The sequence below is a fragment of the Mesomycoplasma ovipneumoniae genome, assembly GCF_038095975.1.
Classification (GTDB): Bacteria; Bacillota_I; Bacilli_A; order Mycoplasmatales; family Metamycoplasmataceae; genus Mesomycoplasma; species Mesomycoplasma ovipneumoniae_C.
This window is the reverse complement of sequence record NZ_CP146003.1, coordinates 360,754-383,335: the sequence shown is the minus strand read 5'-3', so window position 1 is coordinate 383,335 and position 22,582 is coordinate 360,754. Positions and strand designations below refer to the sequence as shown.

Here is a 22,582-nt window from a genome sequence, read left to right as displayed (position 1 = left end):
GAAATAAAAATCTTAGTCGCTTTTTCTATGCTCAAAAACCTAAAGGAATGAAAATGTAATTCTTAAATATAAGTACCATTTAAACCAGGGCAAAAAAATAACCCATCAAACTGTCAAACTCGGGATTCTTAGAGCAAGGATTTTTTACAAAATGTTAATTTTAAAATAATAAAAAACCCCTTTGATTGAAACTCAAAGGGGTAATTTATTTGTATTTAATTAATTTATTTGTTTTATTTTTGTTTAATTAGTTTATTTAAGGTTACTTTTTTTTGTGAATATTGAATTCTTTGAAGATTTCACCAAAAGCATTATTGGTAAGACCACGGGCATTTGCTTTATTAAAGTCAAGTTGATCAGTGGTAATATTATCAAAATAACGATCATCGATAATAAATTCAGTATCAATAATTGGTAGCCATTTTAATTTTTGATCTTCTTGTTTGAATATCCCCGCAAATCTAACATTTGAACTAAAGAAATGCTCAGGAATAACTGTCTGGAACTGAACTGCACCATTATCTTTAAAATCGGGGTTATTTGAATCTTTGGTCGTGCGAGTTGCTTTTAGCATTGCAATTTGACCACTTTCGTTTTGGAAAACAAAACGTCAGTCATCGGTATCTTTAACTTCTGAATAATCCTGGGTTGGAACAGGTATATTAGTTGTTAGTGTAAATGTACGAGTATCACGATTAAATAATGTTTTTCTTACCCGAAGGCCAAATCCGCCATTTTGAACTTGGGTTCAACCAAGTGGATTTTGAAGAACACTTTTCTTTGCCTTTGCATTTTCAGTTGTTTTAATAAATGGAGTTTCTGAATTTCGGAAATTAGGCCATCAATTAACTAAATTAGGGGCAATCATTTTTTCGTTGTTTGTTAGTTCGTCAGGATTAACAAATAATAAATCAGTTAAATTAGCACTAATAATATTTGATTGTTGCTGAATTAATTCTTTTGGATACCAAAAGTTCAAATAAGCAGTTCCTCAGTCAACGGCATTAGCTCCTACTTTTTCTTTAACAGTTTTTGTGTATTTGTCTTGGACATCAGTATCTTTTTTGTCAGGATCATTAAATAGATTGTTAACAAAATCACTTGCACTATAATAAGTAACTTTTGTTGGCTGATTTAAAATAATATTTAAATAATCATTAGTAAGTCTGAAGTTTTCCCCTGGGCTAACAAATTGATTTGGGTGAACATTTGTCCAACCTTTTCTAACGTCTTTTTCTTTTGTTTTATTGAGCTGGTATGAGTATAAATCAAGATTAGTAGTTGGACTAGTACCTTCTTTAGCTAATCTTTGGTTTAAATAACCTGAAGGGTCAAAGACTTTAAGAGATAAAGCAGAAAGATTTTCGGCAGGGTCGTTTGCGAACAATTGCCAAAGTGGATCGTTGTTATTTTGGAGGGTACCATGTCAATTTCGATTTATTAGTATAGGGTGAACATTTTTGTTATTTTGAGGTTTTGCATTATTTAGTTCAGTTTTATTTAGTTTTCAATTAGCAAGTCTACTAAACAGATCTTGTCAGTAACCGTCGTTCTCTTTGAGGAACACTGAGAACTTAGCGGGTTTTTTTATTGTTGCCCATGGAACACCAACTGCTCCTTGTAAGACTAGTTTAGGTTTAATTTTTACAATGTTAGATATTGGTTGCTGGTTAGTCTCAGGTTGAGATTTTTCTTCCTCTGTAGAAGAATCCGACGCTTTTGCGATTTCAATAGGGGCATTAATTAAACGTTTTATATCACTACTTTCAAGAGTAAATGATAATTTTGTCGCTGATTCTACCTTTAGATCGCTTATTTTAAAGTCAACAACGCTTTGGTTAAGTAATTGGTTTAAGGTTAGTTGAACTAATTGGTGCTGAGGATTCGGGATCGAGATGGGCTGAGAAGTATTTAAGGCTGGATTTTGAACAGTAATTTTAGACGCTTCACTAGTAGCTTTTCGGGCCGCTGCCTTCTTCTTATTTATTTCAACACTATTATTCTGTTTCCTTCTCAGATTAGGTGCTTGGAAGTATGTATTCCCTTCGTCACGAAGTTTCGCCAATTTGTCATTTTTCAACTCAGGAGCTATCACCGGCTGCAAAGGACTTAAAGCCAGTTCAGCCGGATGAATACTCACCGGCACTGAAGATAGCCACTGACTTGTTGGTCGACCGCTTGCATCAGTCTGTATTGGATTTTTAAATTCAAGACTTATTGTTGTTGAATTAGCCAAAGGCTGGTCTGGACTATACTGTTTTGCCCAGCTAGTATTTGATACTACCGGAGACTTTGCTAGTTCAGGAATATTGTCTTGTTGTTTGTGGACTATCAGTGTTAGACTCTTATCTGATTTAACTCGGGTTGTTGTATTTCCGTCAACAACATTTTTTACTAACGAAAGACTAACACTGTAGACCTCCGGTGAGATTTGCTTTACTGATTCAATTTCAAAACTAATGTTTGGATCAAGATTATTAAAATAATTACTAAATTGCTCACCTAAAAGAATTTCGAGTTTTTGTTTTAGAGTCTGTAAGTCTTGATTTGAACTCTCAGATGTTGAATCTGAACCTTGAGAAGTCTGGGAGTTTTCCTGGAAAGGAGTCGCAAAATAAGGACTCTCGTCTAGAGTAGAGAAGGTTGATACCTCTACGGCAACCGGTCTTAGTTTGCCTTTGAAAAATTCATCTTGATTGATTTCAGGTCTTTTAACCTCTGGACGAGGCTGACCTGGAATCTTGTCGTCAATTCAACGGATATTATCTGGATTTCTTGGAGCTTCTGGTTCTGGTGCAGGCTTTTTCTTGTCATAAATTGAATTAGCAAGAATTTGTAAATGACCAAATTTTTCAGCATCAAGAATTAAGGACTGACTTGAAAGTGGGGCATCTTCAACCATTTGGTCTAAATTATTTTTTTGTTTTACTTCTGCTTCTGACTGCCCTGAAGTGCGGACAAAAATTGTCTGTGGGCTTGAAGAAATTACATCATCAACAAATTTACCAGCATTGTCATCAAAGCCAACAACATATTTAATTTTTAGTCCAATTACTTTACCTTCTTTAGAAGCCTGAGCCGCAGCGTCTTCTTCAATTTCAAATTTAATTGAAGGGCGTGCTCCTGAGTCTTGGTATTCATTTCAATTATTAGCTAAGGCTGCCTGAGTATAAAAGGCAAAAACTAAATCACTAAGACTTGAGATTTTACTAAAATTCTGATCTTTAAAAGGAACTTGAGGATTATTATCAGTATCTAAAGTATTTCAAAAAGCTGGTTGTTTAGCAATTTTAATTGCTTCTTGGTAGTTTTTAAGAATTTTGTATGTTAGTTTTTGGGTGTTGTCTTGGGCTTTTTCTTGGCCAATAATTCTGTCTCAAATTGCAAAAGGTAAGCTTGCTAACTGGTTTTTATCACTAACAAGTTTATTAGTAATTTCAGCTTTTCAGTCAGTAGTTGGGGTTGAATTAGTTGAACCTGAACCACCACCAGTTGACTGAGTTTGATTAGAATCTAGACTTGCTGGTAAAAATAAAGCCATTCCTTGATTTGGACTTGTAATGTCATTAGCAAAATAACCGTTAAAATCAAGAAGCTTTAGTCCAAATTTTGTTCCCACTGATTCGTCTTGGTTCTCATCGGCATCCTGCTCACTTAGAAAATCTTGGGAGTGTTCATAGTTGTCAAATTTAGTTTTAATTTTTACTTTTGCTAAATCTTCTAAAGTTGGATTTAGCGGTAAGTCTTGATAGCCTTCAAATTCAAGACCCATTTGAGTTCCAATATTAACAAGTTTTTTGATTGCCTCTTTAGGTTCTAATGATAAAAGATAACGGAAATAAGCAAATAAAGAAGCACGATTTTTAAATGTCGAAGTCGAAACTGAATAAATATCAGCATTTTTTAAAGACTGAGCTGAGTCAATTGTTGCATTTAAATTAGATATTTCCTTGTCAGACGGAACTTGAATATTTTGGGCTTGTAGAGTTGAGCCTAATTTAAAGTCAATATTGTAAGAATTTTGATCACTTAAAAGACTAATTAGTTTTTTATAGTCTCCTTGGTCGATTAATTGTTTAATTTCGTATTTTGAAAGTAAATAGGATTTTGGAGCACCTTGCCTAATATCATAAGGATTTTCTTTGGTTGCTCCTAAGGTTTGACCAGCTCACTGAGTCTGAATTGGGGAAGTATCAGCGGCTAATTGTTGGGCGGCTTGTTGGGCGTCTTTTAATTGTTTTAGTTGCTCACTAAGCTCAGGATAAAGGCTGGCTAGGGCATCTTCGATTTTTTGATCACGGAAATTATCAAGTTTAAAACTTACAGTTTTTTCCAAAATAGTTTTAATATTTGAACCAGTGTCACCAAAAATCGAAGACTTAAGCTTAATTTTAATTGGCAACTCAATAAACAATTTTTTTGAAACAGAATTTTGACGAATTTTAGCATTTGAAACTAAAAAGTCATAATCAAGATGCTCGCGTAAATTATCAAAAAGTAAATCATATTTACCAAAAGAAAAAGTCAGACCACGTGTTAGGCTGGCATCAATTATATCTTTAATTGCGCTAGGTTTACTTACAAGTTCTTGAAGTTGTTTATAAAAATTAATTGCATCATAACGAAACAAAGAAAATTTATCAACTGAATTATCAGAAGCTCTTCTTAATACATCACGTTGGAACAAACTAAGTGATGAAGGAAGTAAAACTCCAGTTGTCGGGTCAACCTGAGGCTTATCTGGATCAATATAATAATCAGAAGCATCAAGTAAATTAACATCGAGTTGATCGCTTAGATCTTTTGTATTAGCAAATAAAGTAGACTTATCGCTTGCTAATAAATCAATTGAAGTTAAAAATGACTCATCTTTATGTTTATAGTCAGCCAAAGTTGCTTTTGCCTGAGACCCGAATTCAGTTTTTAAATATAAACGCACCGCAGGGACTTGTTGGTTCAAACTTGTTGCTCACTCATTTGAGTTTTGTGGATTTTTAACAAAACTAAATACAAAAGGCTCTTCTAAGTCGCCTTTGGCAAAACCAAAGCCTTGGGCTTCAAGACGAATTTTTGCCTTAATTGCTTGAATGTCAAAAAATTTACTTAAATGAGACTCAAAATCCTCTAATGATTCAAATTGATTTAATGTTTTTGCAAAATCATCAGCACGAGTTAGGCTCAAAGGTCTAACAGATGTTGATGAAAAATGACTAAGAGGACTAGGAACTAAATTAGCAAAATTTGAGTCAACAATATTACTAAATTGAGCCAAAGCCGCTTTAGGGGCATCAACTACTGAAAGGTAAATTGATTTTGTTGCCGAGCGAGCCACGTTTTTGTCTTCAAGAGTTTCTTCCAAATGAAATGAAAGGAAAAAGCGTTGTTGTTCATCTTGGGCTTCAAATTTTTCAATAACAACTTTGTATTTGTTAGGAATTGCTAAAACACTACGGCCATTATTAGTTAAAAAATTGAATTTTGATGCAAAGTCGCTAAATTCAGAGCTGCTGGCATTAAAAGTTTTGTCCCCTAAAAGTGCTTGTTTGACAGTTTTATAATCACTTGTAAAGTGAGCAACGCTTGGTTTAAAACTTACTGAATCAATTAGGCCGAGCTGACTAACAACACCTTGGGTAGGATTAACTCCGCGATATCTAGTTTTAGCAGCAAGTCCAGCGACAGTTCCAAAGACCGTCGACATTAGTACAATTGCAGCGGCACTACCAATTAATATTTTTGCCTTATTCTTTTGCATAAAACCCCTCCAGGTTTTTTAGTATACTTTTTTTAATTTAAATTAGTTAGTTATACTAATAACTAAAGACTTAATTTAAATATATTAATATTTATTATTAACAATGTGTTAATTAATTATTGATTATTTAAAATATTGATCAATAAAGGCTTTACGGATCTCAAGACGAGCTTTGTCATCTTTGGCCATTTTTTCACCTTTAAAGACCGCAAGAGCTTTAAATGTTATTCCTTCACGATCTTTGCCTGAAGAATCAAGCCCACTAATTATTCGATCACCAATTTGGGAATAATCAATTCCACGACCAAACATTACACCAATTGGGGTATCAGGATTAATATTCTGTTTAGCATCTTTATAAATTGACTGTAGTTGACTTGTTCAAACATATGGCTCTTGATTTGATTCTCTTTGGGCAATTAGACTAAATGTAACGGATGATTTATCAATACGAACTTCTAAAATTCAAGTTTTATTTAGGAATGACTCAAGTGAAACATTATCGCTTGGTCTTGTGTGATTAAATCAAATACCATCTTGATAAATTTGACCTTGACCGTCGGTAGAAGAATCAGCGGTAGTACCACTCTGAGGTATGAATTTTTTAAAGATTTCATTTACATCTTCAACTTTAACGGTTGGTTGTTGGGTAGTTCCTGAACCAACTGTACCAGTTCCAAACAATTTCTTAGACTCGGTGATTTCAAAAGTATCAATAATATCATCACCTTGTTTTTTATAATCATAAAGTTTAGATGGATCTTGTGTACTTGCTGGATCAGCATCACGTAAAACAACTAATGATTTTGTTTGGTAATTATGTTCTGTTGTTGCTATTTGATTTTTATCAATTGCTAATGAACGAGCTTTTTCAATTCTTCAACCAAGATTTATGGTTGGTGAAATTCTGTTGCCATTTCCATCGATAGTTCTAAATAGTTCAAGATAACTTGCTCCAAAAGAACCATTTTGTGCTTCTGGGGCAGTTGATAATAATTTATATGACTGATCTACTAGTTTATCTGTTTTTGCAATAGTATCTTCAGGTTTGAAAACAAAATACATTACACCTTCTTGCAGAGTTGATTTTTCAACCTGGCGACCACGTGTTTTAATGAATTTTTTGGTGTTACCGTCAAATTCATAATCGGAACCTTGGTTATCATACTCATAAACAAGCGGTTGCTTAATTGTTATACCTTTGCCATCTTGGGCTCTTTGGTTGTAAAATCCATTTTCTTTAAGCAACTTATCAAGTTCAGGATTGGCAGTAAAATTATTTACTTTATATTGGAAGGATGTTTTTGTTGAACTAATATTAGTTAAAATTGATTTTGACTGACCTTCATGGGCATGAAAATCAAGACCAGAACTTCCGTCAATAAAGACATCTGGGCCATAAGCAAGTGATGTTTTAAGAGCAGTATTATTTTTATTAACACCAACAAGTCCGAATGTTGATGAAGCTATCGTGTCATTATCGCTGTCACGAACTTCAAAAACAAAATTATATGAACGTTTTTTCTCATCATATTGACTTGATATTGCTAATTTTTGCCCTGATTCTAATTTAAATCCTGCAAACTTATCAAGATAATTAATTAAATAATCACCAAAAGCAAAAGTTTGTTCTTTTTCTGGAGCAGGGGTTGCTGGATCTTGGAAAGGTGTTGCTGTAGTTGCTACTGAAGATGAAGAAGTTGCTGCGGCGGTTGTGCTTGAACTTGAGCTTGAAGATGAAGCTGAGTTTGAGCTTGAGCTAGAAGAATCACCTGAAGTTGAGTTAGAAGTTGAAGCTGATGCACCTGAATCTGCTGGAGCACCTGGAGTTGTAGACATACCTGGATTAGCAGGAGCTGCTGGAGCTGCAGTTGAGCCTGAATCAGGAGCTGCTGGTGGGTTAGCTGGTTCCGGAGCTGGGGCAGCTTCAACTTTAGGTTTTTGCAAACTCATTTTGTCAGTAATTGGATTTAGTGTTGATTTTAAATAAGCTTTGGCATTATTTTTATCACTGTCTGAAAGACTAAATCATGAGTCAAGCTTTGCAGTTTTGAAAATTGAATCAAGATCACTTTGGAACAATAGATAAGGAAGTGAATTATTTAGTGTTCCTTGGTGATTATTACCAACTAATTTTTCAAGTTCATTTTGAACTTTTGAACCTTCTGTGTTAATTGTAATTGGAAATGTTCAACCAGCAAATCTAAATGAAGAATGATCTTTTTCTGGAGTCTTAGGAGTTACTTGAATAGCAACATCTACCGGTTTAGACTCATTACTTTGAACTTCAGTACTTTGAACTTCAGATTCTTTAACAATATCTTTTGAAACATCTAAAAATGGAACATTTTCAGGTCTAACTTCTAATTTGAAATTAGAATCAGCTTCAAAATTAACATTAAGTTTTAAAGTTTTATCTGTGCTTGATTCATCTTGTTTTTGATCTAAAGAAAAATCAAAATTATAATCATCAACTTTAAGGTTATCTTTAGTTTCAAATCAAAAATCTAATTGATCTGGGGTAACTAAAGCAGATATACCTTCAGACTGAGTAGTTGGCAATTGATAATTATAAATTTCAAAATAAGGAGCGTAAAAGTCTTTATCTTTTTTAGCTATTTGTTCAGCAGTTTCTACAGTAGGTTGTTGTGGCTGTTGAACTTGAGATTCTTGTTGTTGTTCAGCTTCACCGGTAGATGAAAGCGCAGCAACACTTGCCTGAACAGCGGTGCCAGTTTCTTGAGATGAAGAAGTTGAATCTGTTTTGACATCAATATTATATTCATCTTTTAAATATTGTTTAATTGCATCTTTTGAACTCTGTTCTCCTTTTGAAGCAAGTTCATTTAATTTTTTTACAAATTCGGTTTGAGTTTCTTCTCCAGAAGTCCCAGGTTGTGCTGGCATTTGTTCAACAGGCTTAGTTTCTCCTGTACCTGACACATCACCCATAAGTGCTTTCTTGATTTTATCATTGTCTTTTTGATACTCTTCAAAAACTTTAGCCACTTTTGAATCTGCGGCTGAACTTTTTGTGTTATATTGAGAAATTAATTTAGCAATACTTTGATTAGGATTTTTTCTAAAATATTCCGCAACTTGTGGTTTTAGACTAATATATTTATTTTGATTTTTATTTATTTTTGCAAATATTTTATCTTTAATTGAGTCAACTGAACTAAGACCGGTAATTTCTAGTCCAATTAATTTTTCTTTGTTAGATTTATCCAATAATTTTAGTCAAATTTTTGCAGTACCTTTTGCATCGTCAATATCAATTTTAACTAGTGATTTTTCAGAAGTAACTGGTAATAAAGTATACTCATTTGGAATTAAACTCTGTAATCCAGAAGCGGCAATTAATTCAAGTCCACCAAATGATTCTAAAGTTTGTTTAAGTGCAAGTTCAAGATTAGGATTTGTTGGTTTTAATTTAGAAACTAAAGGAACTTCAGGGGTTTTTGGGGTCTCAGGGGCTGTTTCAACTTTAGGGGTTTCAGGAGAAGAAGCGTCTGTGCCTAGTTGATTTGAATCACCTTGGGTTCCAGCACCTGCTCCATTTGAAGCAGTGTCACCATTTGTTCCTCCAGTTGCTCCACCTGATCCTGTTCCTCCGCCTCCGCCATCTTGAAACTGAGTTGCTACTCCAGCAGCAACTGGAGTTGTAGTTACAGCATCAAAAATTTCAGGAGAAATCTTACGAAGATTTGTTAGTAATTGATCTTGAAATTTAAGGGCAAAAGCTGAAGGAAAAATTGAATCTGAAGCAAACTTTTTAGTTAGTTGTGACTTGTCAAGATTATATTTTGAAGACTCAGCAATGAAATTTTCAAGAAAATCTTCTTTGGCAATTGCACTAAATCCAGAAAGATTTGCAGTAAAAGCACGACTTGCTACTTCTTTTTTTGTTTTTTTATCAAAAACAAAAACGGTTAAGTTCTTAATTGAATTTGACTCAACCTTTGTTTCTTCAGTTACTTGAATATCGAAAAATAAATTAGAAAATTTATTATCAACTTTTGAAAAATCAACTGCTTGACTTAATTTAAAGGCATATAATTTATCGTTGTGTAATTTAAATGCCTGTGAAGCTGAAATTTTGCTTCATTCGGGTTTTAGACTAAAATTGCTGATGGCGGCAACCAAATCAGCATCGTTTATTGGCGGGTTTAATTTCGTTTCGGACTTGTCATTATCAAATTGTGATAGGTAAGACGAGCTAAGAGCTGATCGTTGCAGACCAATACCAACTCCGGCTGTAATTCCGATGAAACTAAGTCCCGCTAAAACTATTAATACTTTGTTGCGAATTTCTTTTTTCATAATGTAAAAAATTATACCAAAAAAAATTAATTTTTTTTATTTTTGAAATACTTAATTATCCTTTTTTTTTTTTTTTGCAGGTTGTTTGAATTTCCAAATATATTATAAATTATTTTTTTGACTAATAAATGAATTTCTCCTATTTTTTTAAATTATAATTTTCATAAATAGTAAAATTATACCAAAAAGAAAATTATTTTTTCCTTTTTATTCAAAAATATGCTAAAATTAAGGCATTTTCTGCGTCTGTAGTAAGACTAGTGTCAAGTCTAACCAAGCCAAAAACCGCCCTAATAAATAAAATAAAAATAAATTATATATTATATTAAAAAATGTGGTATAATTTTTAGCGGTTAAAAAGAATGAGTTAATAAATTAAGGAAGGAAACTAATCTAATGAAAAAGGTTATCAATTTTTTTAAGACTTCTTCAGAACTACGGCTTGCATACCGTCTTTTAAAGCAGATAAACCAAAAGCGCGGTTATTATGGCTCAATGACCGATCAGGATCTTGCTAATCAGACAAATGTTCTCAAAAAGCGGCTTGCAAATGGTGAAAAACTCAAAGATATTCGGGTTGATGCTTTTGCCGTAGCCCGTGAGGCAACAAAAAGAATCCTTGGAAAAACACCATATGATGTCCAAATTCTTGGTGGGCTAATTCTTGACATGGGTTCGGTTGCTGAGATGAAAACTGGAGAAGGTAAGACAATTGCCTCAATTGCGCCAGTTTATCTTAATGCACTCTCAGGTCAAGGAGTTATTGTCTCAACTGTCAATGAATATCTATCTGAGCGGGACGCTGAAGATAATGGTAAGGTCTATAATTTTTTAGGTCTTTCTGTTGGAATTAATAAAGCCCAAATGGATCCTGAAACTAAAAGAATGATGTACGCTGCTGACATTACCTACTCAATTCATTCAGAATTAGGATTTGACTATTTGCGTGATAACATGGTCTATAGTGCTGCTGAAAAAGTTCAAAGAGGACTAAATTTTTGCCTTATTGATGAAATTGATTCAATTTTAATTGACGAGGCTAAAACCCCTTTGATTATTAGCGGTGGAAAATCCAACCTTCCAGCTCAATATTTATCTGCCAACCAATTTGTAAATACACTTGTAAATGAAGATTTTTATATTGACCAAGAAACAAAAGGTATTAAATTAAATGACAAAGGTATTGACAAAGCTAATGCCTTTTTTGGTTTGCGCAACCTTTATGAAATTGAAAACTCTGAACTTGTTCACCGAATTCAAAATGCCTTGCGTGCAAATAAAGTAATGAAAAAAGACGTTGAGTATATTGTCCAAGACGGTAAAATCGAGCTTGTTGACCAATTTACCGGGCGAATTATGGCCGGAAGATCTTATTCTGAAGGTCTCCAGCAAGCCCTTCAGGCAAAAGAAGGAATCGAAATTGAACCTGAAACAAAAACATTGGCAACAATTACTTACCAAAACTTTTTTCGTCTTTTTAAAAAACTCTCAGGAATGACCGGGACTGCTAAGACCGAAGAGCAAGAATTTATCGATGTTTACAATATGCGTGTCAATGTCATTCCCACAAACAAACCACTGGCCCGCCGCGATGAAAAAGATGAAATTTTTGCCACAATTGAGCAAAAAAATAAGGCAATTATTGCCGAAGTCCAACGAGTTCATAAAACTGGTCAGCCAATTTTAATTGGTACCTCCCAAGTTGTTGACTCTGAGACTCTCTCAGAAATGCTCAACCAAAAAGGGCTGTTTCATACAGTTTTAAATGCAAAACAAAACCAACTTGAGGCTGAAATTATCGCAAAAGCAGGCCGTAAAAATGCAATAACAATCGCAACAAATATGGCTGGCCGGGGAACAGATATTATTCTTGAACCTGGAGTTATTGACCTTGGCGGACTTTATATTTTAGGGACAGATAAGGCTGAATCAAGAAGAATTGACAACCAACTTCGTGGTCGGGCAGGTCGCCAAGGTGATATTGGTGTCTCAAGATTTTTTATTTCCCTTCAAGACCAGTTGTTGCGCCGTTTTTCCAATTTTGAACAAATTTTTGACACCTACGGACTAACTGCTGGAGCCATCAAAGGAAAATATATTCACTCAGTTTTACTAGCAGCCCAGAAAAAAATTGAAGGCTTTAACTTTGATATGCGAAAAACCGTGTTGAGTTATGATGATGTTATTCGCCAGCAACGTGATTTAATTTATACTCAACGTGACATTTTGCTTCAAATTGACAATTTTGATCACTATATTAAAAAAATGATCATTAGAACTGTTGAAGTTATTTTAGGTTATGACTTTATTTTGCTGCCAAACCAAGAAATTCACTATAAAAATTTAGTTGATTTTTTAAATGACAACCTTTCAAGAATAACTCGCTATGACTTTGGCCAGAGCGGACTGGAAAAATACCCTTTTGAAGAACTCAGCAACTTTTTAGTCCAGGAACTAAATAAAATTTATTTCGAAACTCTCCAGCCGACCTTAAAAGAAAATATTGGCCAAAACTATTTTGACTCCGAGCGGCACATAATTTTATCTGTCCTTGACAATCAATGACAAAATCATATTGACACAATTGACAAACTTCGCTCTTCGGCAAATTTAGTCCAGTATTCCCAAAAAAATCCTTACCAAATTTTTACAGAACAGGCTACTTCCAAATTTAACATTTTAATTTCCGAGTCCGCTTTTCAGGCAATTGTTGGCCTTTTTAATAACTCTAATGCCGAAAAAATTGAATATGTCCAGGCAATTCTTTCTGATGGTAGTGCAATTTCTTATCCGTCTGACACCCCTGATCACATCGTTGCTCAACTAATTGCAACTAACGAAGACCGAATTGCTTATGCAAAACAAATTGAAAAAGAAAGCCAGCCTGAATTTATTTACGAACAACTCAAAAATAACAACATTCAAAGACTCGATGCTAGCGGCGGATTTGAACTCTGACAAATTGCCAACAATAAACTTGTTAATCTCAAAGAAGATATGCCCCTTGACGAAAAACGTAATATTTTGCTAAGAATGAATCAAGAACAACTTGAACTTCTGGGCCAAAAAGAACTCAAAATTGACTCTGAAATGCAAGCAACTGAGCAAGGCCAAAATGCTGAGAGCTTTTTTGAGGCAGATCAGCAAAACCAAACCAAACAAAATAATCAAGACGACTTTTTACCTTCAAACTTCTTTTTTGATGTAAAAGACGATCCTGATGCGATCATGAAAATGTTAGAACTTGACAGGCAAAAAGAAATGGCCAAAGCTGAGCAGAGCGCCCAACAAGAGTCAGAAAATCTGGAAAATACAGAAAAACCCGAGCCAGATCAGACTTCTAATTCGCAAAATTCAAGCGACTAAAGTACCCCCCTAAAATTAAAGAAAAACTTTAGAATGCAAAGGAAATAAGAAAACTTGCTTGTTTTTACTTTTTTCTTTGTTTTTCACTAAAAGATGCTAAAATTGGCAGAGAGGATAAGTCAAAGGATGCTAAAAAATACTAATGTTTTGCTTTTATTGGCGAAAATTAGCTACTTTTTGTCACTTTTAGGTTTTGTCCTTTCTGTAGTAGAAAATTTTTTCTACTTTTGGTTCTTTCAAAACTTCACCTTTGCGATTTTTGTAGGCCTTAGTGGTCTTGCTAGTTTTTTGTTTTTTTTGTTGCTTTTTTTGCTGTTTTTGCCAAAAATTAATCCAATTTATTGAAAAAATAGTTTATTTAATGACAAAAGATTCCAGAAAGATTTGTGCAATTTTTCACGAAATAAAGGAAAACCCTTTTTAATTGCAGTTTCTTTAGCTTTTTCATTTTTAATTATTTTCAATTTGGTTAATTTATTGTTGTACGGGATTATTTATTATAGTTTTTCATTAGTTTTTGGTTCTTGCTTTAGTCTTTTTTGGATTAAGTTTCGAATTTGCGCAAAATGTTATGCCGTTTAGAAATCTTTTTAACATTTGCAAAAATTTAGTGTCCAAAATACTTTTTTATATTATAATATGCCTAAGAGGAGAATCATGACACCACATATTGAAGCTAAGAAACATGAAATTGCGCCAGTTGTATTAATGCCCGGAGATCCGCTTCGAGCAGAATTTATTGCTAAAAATTTTTTAACCGACGCCAAACTTGTTTCAAAAGTCCGTAATAACTTAATTTTTACCGGCAAATATAAAGACAAAGAAGTAACTATCGCTGCCTCAGGGATGGGTTCTGGTTCTATTGGTATTTATGCCTATGAACTGTTTAAATTTTATGATGTTGAGAAAATAATTCGGATTGGATCAGCTGGTTCTTATGATAAGGATCTTGAAATTTTTGACCTTGTTATTGCAAAATCAGCTTGATCAGATTCTTGTTCATTTCCGGCACTTTTAGGTCAGGGTCAATCTCATTTAAGTTACCCTGATTTGGAACTTGTAGCAAATTTATTCCATAGTGCTGAAAAATTAGGTTTGAGTCCGGTTTATACAAATATTCACTCAACTGATGTTTTTTACTCTACCCGCGATTTATCAAAAACAATCGAACTTTCAAGAGCACAAGCAGTAGAAATGGAATCTTTTGCTCTTTTTACAATAGCTAATCACTTGCAAAAAAAGGCAGCTTCAATTCTTACAATTTCTGATAGTTTAATTACCAAAACTTCACTTGATCCTTTAGCAAGACAAGAAAAATTTGAAGAAATGATTGAAATTGCCCTTGGAGCACTTTAAAATATGAATTTATTTGAAATTATTGAAAAAAAAGTCAAAAAAGAACATTTAAGCGAAGAAGAAATTCATTTCATGATTAATGGATTTCTGTCTGGCCTAATTGCCGACTACCAGTTTTCTTCATTTTTGATGGCAATTTTAATTAACGGCCTTGATGATGATGAGCTTTATTTCTTTACTCGCGAAATTATTGCATCCGGTAAGACAATAAATCTCAGAAAAATTAACGGAGTTAAAATTGACAAGCACTCAACAGGCGGTGTTGGTGATAAAATATCACTAATAATAGGACCAATTTTTGCTGCTCTTGGCTACAAAGTGGCCAAAATGTCTGGAAGAGGTCTTGGATTTACTGGTGGTACAATCGACAAACTTGAGTCAATTCCAGGATTTCAAACTCAACTAACAGAAGCTAGTTTTTTAGATCAAGTTCAAAAAATCGGAATTGCAATTACCGCACAGTCAAATGCAATTGTTCCTGCTGATAAAAAAATTTATGCGCTTCGTGATGTTAGTGGAACAGTTTCGTCAATTCCGTTAATTGCAAGTTCAATAATGTCAAAAAAAATTGCTACTGACACAGATGTTATTTTAATTGACGTAAAATGTGGTAGTGGCGCTTTTATGACTGATCTTGGACAGGCAAAAAAATTAGCAAGTAAAATCAAAATGCTCGGAAAAAGATTTGGGAAAAAAACTATTGTTAAAATTACCAATATGGATGCCCCGCTTGGACGAATGATCGGGAATAAAAATGAAATTATTGAATCACTAGCGATTCTTCAAGGTCAACAGTCCCAACTCGCTGATTTTGCAAAAGAATTAGTGGCCCAAACACTTTCTGAAATTGAAAAGCTAAAAATTGAAAAAGCCCGTGAAAAAGTTACTAAAATTATTGAGTCTGAACTTCCAAATGAAATTTTCTTAAAAATGGTAGTAGCCCAAGGCGGAAATCCGGCAACAATTCAGTCTTCAAACTTTTGAATTCCAGCATATAAGGAACAAATTTTTGCCCCACAAAGCGGATATATAAAATGGGAAAATGCAATAAATTTTGGAAAAATTGTTGCATTTTTAGGCGGAGGTCGTACTAAATTAAACCAAAAAATCGACTATGAAGCCGGAATTTGTCTAGAAGTTGAATCTGGAACATATGTTCAAGACGATCAGTTAATTTTTAGCCTTTATTCTTCTAATCCGATTGACTTGAGCAAAATTCAGGATTTAATTGCAAAAACTTTTTCAATCAAACCTGAACCAGAAGTTGAAAATATGTTTTTAAATTAGCCTAATTTAAAAACATATTTTTTATTTTAAAAGGAGATTTATGAATTTCAATAAATTAATCGATCACACAATTTTAAAAGCCCAGACAACTTCTCAAGATATCAAAAATCTAATTGCTGAGGCAAAAAAATACAATTTTGGCGCTATTTGCATCGCACCTACTTGAGTTAAATTAGCAAAACAAGAACTAAAAGACACAGATATTAAAATTGTCACTGTAATTGGCTTCCCACTTGGAAATCAAGTTAGCGCTGTAAAGCAAAAAGAAGCCAGTCTTGCAATAATGCACGGGGCTGATGAAATTGATATGGTAATGAACATTGGTAAATTTAAGGAAAAAGAATTTGACTTTGTTATCAATGAAATTAACCTAATAAAAAAAGAAATTGGGACAAAAATTCTGAAAGTTATAGTCGAAACCGCACTTTTATCAGCAAATGAAATTGCCGAGGCTACTAAAATTGTAAGCAAATCAAATGCAGATTTTATTAAAACCTCAACAGGATTTTCTTACCGTGGTGCAACTATTCAAGACATTGAAATAATGAGTGCTAATAAATCCAAAAACCTACAAATAAAAGCAGCGGGCGGAATTTCGTCAATTGAAGATATTAAAACATATTATAAATTAGGCGCTACTCGTTTTGGGACTTCTAAATCTGTAAGTATTGTTGAAAACTTGGACGATAAAAAATCTGAATATTAGTCTTTGAATTTTTTAAATTATGTTATAATTTAAAAATTTCAAATTTCAAAGTTAATTTTAATTTTAATTTTAAATTTAAAGGAAAAAATTATGCAAGTAAATGTTAGTCATCCTATAATTGCTAGCGAAATTGCTAAAATAAGGCAAAATGTTTCTTTAGTTGATTTCCGGGCTGCAATTGAGAAAATTTCCTATTTACTTGCCTTCCCTGTTTTAGCCAAACTTAATTCAACAGATTTTAATGGCACATCTGTTCTTAAAGAGCCTTTTTCAGGAACAAAAATTAGTGACTCTGTTGTTTTTGTGCCAATTTTACGTGCTGGATTTGCAATGTTAGATCCTTTTTTGAATCTAGTTCCTGATGCGAAAGTTGCGCCCGTGGGAATGAAGCGGAATTTAGATCTTTCAAATACAACTTACTATCTAAATTTGCCTAAAGCTAGTCCAAATTCAGTTGCAATTATTTTAGACCCTATTTTAGCAACAGGGAATTCGATAATTAGCACGATTGATTACCTTATTGAAAAAGGGTTTGCCAAAATAATTATTGCTACAATTTTAACTGTTCAAGAAGGTCTTGATAAAATTGCCAAAAAATACCCGCAAGTAAGTATCTTTTTTGGCCAGAAAGATGAAAAACTTAATGAAAAAGGTTACATTATTCCTGGAATTGGTGATGCCGGTGATCGTTTCTTTGGGGATTAGAGTTGAAAACTTCAATTTCGTGAAATTCTAACTATAATTTCAAAATAGCAATTACTGGAATTTTATTTAGTCTTTCGCTACTTTTTTTTATTTTTTCACACAATTATTTTTCATGACCGTTTTTTCAAACTCTTGGACTAAAATTTGACTTATCCACCCTTTTTTTAGTGCCAATATTCTTGCTGGGTAGTTTTTGGTTGGGTTTTTTATGCCTTTTGGTTAGATTTGCAATCGGTCCTTGACTTATTTTTAACCATTTTGGCGGAATTGACATTATCTATTTTGGCCATTTTGTACTATTTTTAGCTTCAGTTATATACATTTTTTCATTTTTTGGTTTTCGTTATCTTTTTATCAAAATTTTTAAAAATTTCGCTAAAATAAAAAGGTTCATTATTTTATCACTAATTGTCTCAACACTTACAACCAGTTTGATGATGACTTTTTTAAACGGAGTTTTGATTCTTCCAGTTTATTTAAAACTTTTTAAAGCAATAAGTTCAGTATCTCTTGACTTAGTTTATAAGGGGTGGGATAATATTCAAAAAGAGCTTTTAAAAACCGAAAATTTTTCGTATTGGTCTTTTATTTTTAGTGTTTTTATTCCTTTTAATCTTGCAAATTTTGCTTTTCAATCAGTTTTAGCTTCTCCTATTTACATGATTATTGAACATTTTCACAAAAATAAGAGGCTAAACTAAGCAATTTATAACCCCAACTTCTTTAAAATAAAAAATTTATTTGTAATTTTGCTAATTTTTTTGAGTTGTTAAAATTTTTTTAGTTTTTGTGATATAATTATCTAGAAAAAATTGAAATAAACAATCAAAGGACATTTGAGGAGTTTTTACTATGCCAGTTCATTCATACCGATTTTTAGTTGCATCAGAGGATATTTATTTTCCAAACACCGCTCAGCAAACTATTAGTTTTAGCGACCCTGAATCAATTAAGATTCTCAGGGAAATTTACCATTCAACTTCACGGACAACTTTAACAAACAAAGAGTTGTTAATTGTTTACCGTAAAGAAAATGAAGAAGTAGATTTATTTGAAGAAGAAATTATTGATGAACAACTTGACAAAAAAGCTACTGAACAAAACAAGTCAGGGGCTGCTAATGCTGCTAAGTCTAAAACTTCAGAAAATGAAAAGCTAACTGTAGATCCCAAAATCGAAAATGACTTTTCGCCAAAAATTGTTGACATTGATGAACTTTCTAAATATGCTTCTCTAATTAGAGTTCAAAGTTACCGCGCAAAAACTAGACCTGATAAAAGCGATTGACAAACCGTAATTTTAGATTTTACTGTTCTTGAAAAAGTTCAAGTTGTTGATTTAATAACTGACCCAAATAGTACAAAAGCTGACCAAATAACTATTAAATCAACTCGTGAAATCATAAAAAATCGTGAAATTCACGTAAGTTTAATTAATGATTTACTTGAATTTGGGCGAAAAACAAAAAACTTTAAGATGCCAGGTGAGCTCCTTTTGGTTGTTGACAAATTTCAAAATAGTAACACCGAAGTTGAAAAAAATGAATTCATCAAAGGTGTAACAAACACTTTATCTTCATCAGTTAGCCTTAATTATCAACAAAAATACCATTTATTTTCACTAAATTCTTATGCCTCAAAAATTAAAAAACTATACGAACATGTTCATACCTTTAATGAACAAATTCGCCTCGAGGATGAAATTAATGTTATTCTCAAATCTAACCTTGACAAACAGCAAACAGAATTTATCCTCAAAGAAAAAATTAAGGCAATCCGTAAAAAATTAGGCGAAGATTCCCGCTATGAAGATGAAATTGAAGAGCTTTTACACTCAGAAATAGGAAAATTAATTTTCCCTAAAGAAGTTGCAAAAACAATAAAACGTGAAGCTAACCGTTTAAAATCAATGATGGCAACCTCACCTGAGTCTAATATCACCAAAAATTACCTTGATTTACTAGTTGCCTTGCCTTGAAGACGTGTAAGAAAAGACATTTTAGATATTCAAAATGTTCGCCAAAAACTTGAAGAAGCACATTATGGACTTGACGAAATTAAAAAACGAATAATTGAATATCTTGCTGCCCTAATTCACCGGCGTTCACAGTCAAATCAAGAGCCAACTCTTGAGAAAATTGATGGTGACTACTGTGATTCAAATTTATTTGTTAGCTCTAAAGTTCAAAAAGGAAGAACTAACTCAATTCCAATTTTAACACTTGTCGGGCCTCCAGGAACCGGAAAAACTTCAATTGCAATGGCAATTGCTGAGTCAATTGGTAAAGAATTTGTGAAAATCTCCCTTGGAGGTGTCCGGGACGAGGCTGAAATAAGAGGTCACCGTCGGACATATGTAGGTGCTCTTCCTGGAAAAATTATTCAGGCTCTAAAAAAAGCAGGCGTTTCAAATCCGTTAATTTTACTTGATGAAATTGACAAAATGGGTTCAGATTTCAAAGGTGATCCGGCCGCTGCGATGCTTGAGGTTTTAGATCCAGAACAAAACCGTTTTTTCCAAGATCACTATTTAGAACTTGAATATGACCTCTCGCAAATTCTCTTTGTCGCCACAGCTAATGAAATTCATGACATTCCTGAGCCTTTACTTGACCGGGTTGAAATAATTGAGCTCTCATCTTACACATTTTTGGAAAAACTGCAAATTGCAAAATCACATCTAATTCCGGCAGTTCTAAAAGAAAATTCTTTAGACCCAAAATATTTCCCAATTGATGATGAGACAATCGACTACCTCATTCGCTACTACACTCGCGAGGCAGGTGTCCGTGGGCTAAAACGGGTTTTTGACAAAATTGCAAGAAAAATTATCGTCAGACTGCTTGAAAACACGCTTGCTGAGAACTTTAAAATTGATGTCAAATTTGCCCGTGAACTTCTAGGAATTGAAAAATTTGACCCCGATCCTGTTGATGCCAGTCCGCAAATTGGAACTGTAAATGGACTAGGATACTCGCCTCTGGGTGGTTCAACTTTGCAAATTGAAGTTAGCACAATTCCGGGGCGAGGCGATATTAAACTAACTGGTTCGCTCAAGGATGTAATGCAAGAATCAGCAAGGATCGCTCTGTCATATGTTCAGTCCAAAGCTAAAGATTTTGGAATTGACTTTGATTTTGAAAACACACTAATTCACATTCATGTCCCAGAAGGTGCTGTTCCAAAAGACGGGCCGTCTGCAGGAATAACTTTTACAACCGCAATAATTTCAGCCCTCAGCCAAAAACCAGTTTCGCATGACATTGCAATGACAGGCGAAATTACACTGCGGGGAAAAGTGCTTGGAATTGGCGGCCTAAAGGAAAAATCACTTGGGGCCTATAAAAGCGGAATTAAAACAATTTTTATCCCACAGTCAAATGAGAAAAATCTTGTTGATCTACCTGATGAGGTTAAAAATTCAATCAAATTTATTCCGGTTGAGACTTACCAACAAATTTATGACTTTATTTTCAAATAATTTAACTTTTGTGATATAATTATTCTTTGTCTTTCAGGTTATTATTTGTCAAAAAGGTATAAAATGAAAAACATAAAAAATTCTCAAAATAATTTTCGATTTTTTGGTATAATTAACCTTGAAAATTAAATTGAGAATTTTTGAAAATTTCTAGCACTTAAAACAACTAAATAGGATAGGAAATAGTTGCAAGGCTATTCAGTGGTGGTTTTTAGTTTGTTTTAAAGCAAGTAAAAGAAAGGAAAAATATGGCAGTTGTTAAAACTGGTGCAAAAAAAGATTTTGACCGTTCAAAAGAGCATATCAATATTGGGACAATTGGTCATGTTGACCACGGAAAAACCACTCTAACAGCGGCAATTTCAACTGTATTATCAAAAAAAGGTCTAGCTGAAGCAAAGGATTATGCTTCTATTGACGCAGCCCCTGAAGAAAAAGCGCGTGGAATTACAATCAATACAGCCCACATCGAATATAGCACAGATAAGCGTCACTATGCCCATGTTGATTGCCCTGGTCACGCCGATTATATTAAAAATATGATCACAGGAGCAGCACAAATGGATGGTGCCATTCTTGTTGTTGCCGCAACAGATGGTCCAATGCCCCAAACTCGTGAGCACATTCTTCTTTCAAAACAAGTTGGTGTGCCAAAAATGGTTGTTTTCCTAAACAAAATCGACTTACTTGAAGGTGAAGAAGAAATGGTTGACCTTGTTGAGGTTGAAATTCGTGAACTTCTTTCTTCATATGATTTTGACGGAGACAACACTCCAATAATCCGTGGTTCAGCTCGTGGTGCTCTTGAAGGAAAACCTGAATGAGAAGCTAAAGTTCTTGAACTAATGGATGCAGTTGACTCTTACATTGACTCCCCAGTTCGTGAAATGGATAAACCATTCCTAATGGCAGTTGAAGACGTCTTTACCATTACAGGTCGTGGAACTGTTGCTACTGGTAAAGTTGAAAGAGGACAAGTTAAACTAAATGAAGAGGTTGAAATTGTCGGTTACCGTCCTGAACCTAAAAAAACAGTTGTAACCGGAATTGAAATGTTTAACAAAAACCTTCAATCTGCAATGGCTGGAGATAATGCTGGAGTTCTTCTTCGTGGTGTTGACCGTAAAGATATTGAACGTGGACAGGTTATTGCCAAACCAAAAACAATTATTCCCCACACTAAATTTAAAGCAGCAATTTACGCACTCAAAAAAGAAGAAGGTGGAAGACATACTCCATTTTTCAAAAATTACAAACCTCAATTTTATTTCCGTACAACTGATGTTACCGGTGGAATTGAATTTGAAGCTGGCCGTGAAATGGTAATTCCTGGGGATAATGTTGACCTTACTGTTGAACTTATTGCCCCTATCGCTGTTGAGCAAGGAACAAAATTCTCAATTCGCGAAGGTGGAAGAACTGTTGGTGCCGGAACAGTAACTGAAATTATTAAATAAAAAATCTTTTATCTAACACAAACTTTAGGGTCGTACCCTAAAGTTTTTTTTTTTTTTTATTTTGCAGTCAAAATTAGTCGGCATTGAGAGTCCTGAGTTTGACAGTTTGATGACAAAAATATCGGTAAATCCGTGTTTTTTGAGGCT

10 protein-coding genes are annotated in these 22,582 nt (G+C 33.7%); 8 read left to right on the top strand and 2 right to left on the bottom strand.

The features are described from left to right. Positions 1–262: 262 nt before the first annotated feature. Together V3255_RS01445 and V3255_RS01440 are read right to left on the bottom strand one after the other, a co-directional pair. On the bottom strand, positions 263–5,755 hold the full coding sequence (locus tag V3255_RS01445) for a P97 family adhesin (RefSeq protein WP_341516287.1): 5,493 nt from the start codon (positions 5,753–5,755) through the stop codon (positions 263–265). 123 nt (positions 5,756–5,878) lie between these two features. Then, positions 5,879–10,078: a P110/LppT family adhesin N-terminal domain gene (locus tag V3255_RS01440; protein WP_337902950.1), complete on the bottom strand. Its 4,200-nt coding sequence runs from the start codon at positions 10,076–10,078 to the stop codon at positions 5,879–5,881. 396 nt (positions 10,079–10,474) lie between these two features. Between V3255_RS01440 and secA the strand changes: the two genes are divergently transcribed. From secA to tuf, 8 genes are all read left to right on the top strand, one after another. Continuing rightward, entirely contained in the window at positions 10,475–13,444 is a 2,970-nt protein-coding gene (secA, locus tag V3255_RS01435; RefSeq protein WP_337898837.1) for a preprotein translocase subunit SecA, read from the top strand. 657 nt (positions 13,445–14,101) lie between these two features. Next, complete coding sequence (gene deoD, locus V3255_RS01430) at positions 14,102–14,800, top strand: purine-nucleoside phosphorylase (RefSeq protein ID WP_044285916.1); 699 nt, start codon at positions 14,102–14,104, stop codon at positions 14,798–14,800. A gap of 3 nt (positions 14,801–14,803) precedes the next feature. After that, positions 14,804–16,087 carry a thymidine phosphorylase gene (locus tag V3255_RS01425; RefSeq protein WP_044285915.1) on the top strand — a complete coding sequence of 428 codons (1,284 nt, stop codon included), beginning with the start codon at positions 14,804–14,806 and terminating at the stop codon, positions 16,085–16,087. Between the two features lie 40 nt (positions 16,088–16,127). Beyond that, positions 16,128–16,793 (top strand): deoxyribose-phosphate aldolase, encoded by a 666-nt coding sequence (gene deoC / locus V3255_RS01420; RefSeq protein ID WP_303466031.1) that lies wholly within the window; start codon positions 16,128–16,130, stop codon positions 16,791–16,793. Positions 16,794–16,883: 90 nt separating this feature from the next. Then, complete coding sequence (gene upp, locus V3255_RS01415; protein WP_303571568.1) at positions 16,884–17,498, top strand: uracil phosphoribosyltransferase; 615 nt, start codon at positions 16,884–16,886, stop codon at positions 17,496–17,498. Between the two features lie 2 nt (positions 17,499–17,500). Then, positions 17,501–18,199, top strand: coding sequence for an MPN527 family putative ECF transporter permease subunit (locus V3255_RS01410; protein WP_337898836.1), 699 nt, complete (start codon positions 17,501–17,503; stop codon positions 18,197–18,199). A gap of 151 nt (positions 18,200–18,350) precedes the next feature. Next, positions 18,351–20,978: an endopeptidase La gene (gene lon / locus V3255_RS01405; protein ID WP_337895856.1), complete on the top strand. Its 2,628-nt coding sequence runs from the start codon at positions 18,351–18,353 to the stop codon at positions 20,976–20,978. A 248-nt stretch (positions 20,979–21,226) separates the two neighbouring features. Next, entirely contained in the window at positions 21,227–22,435 is a 1,209-nt protein-coding gene (tuf, locus tag V3255_RS01400; protein WP_010321121.1) for an elongation factor Tu, read from the top strand. Positions 22,436–22,582: the final 147 nt, after the last annotated feature.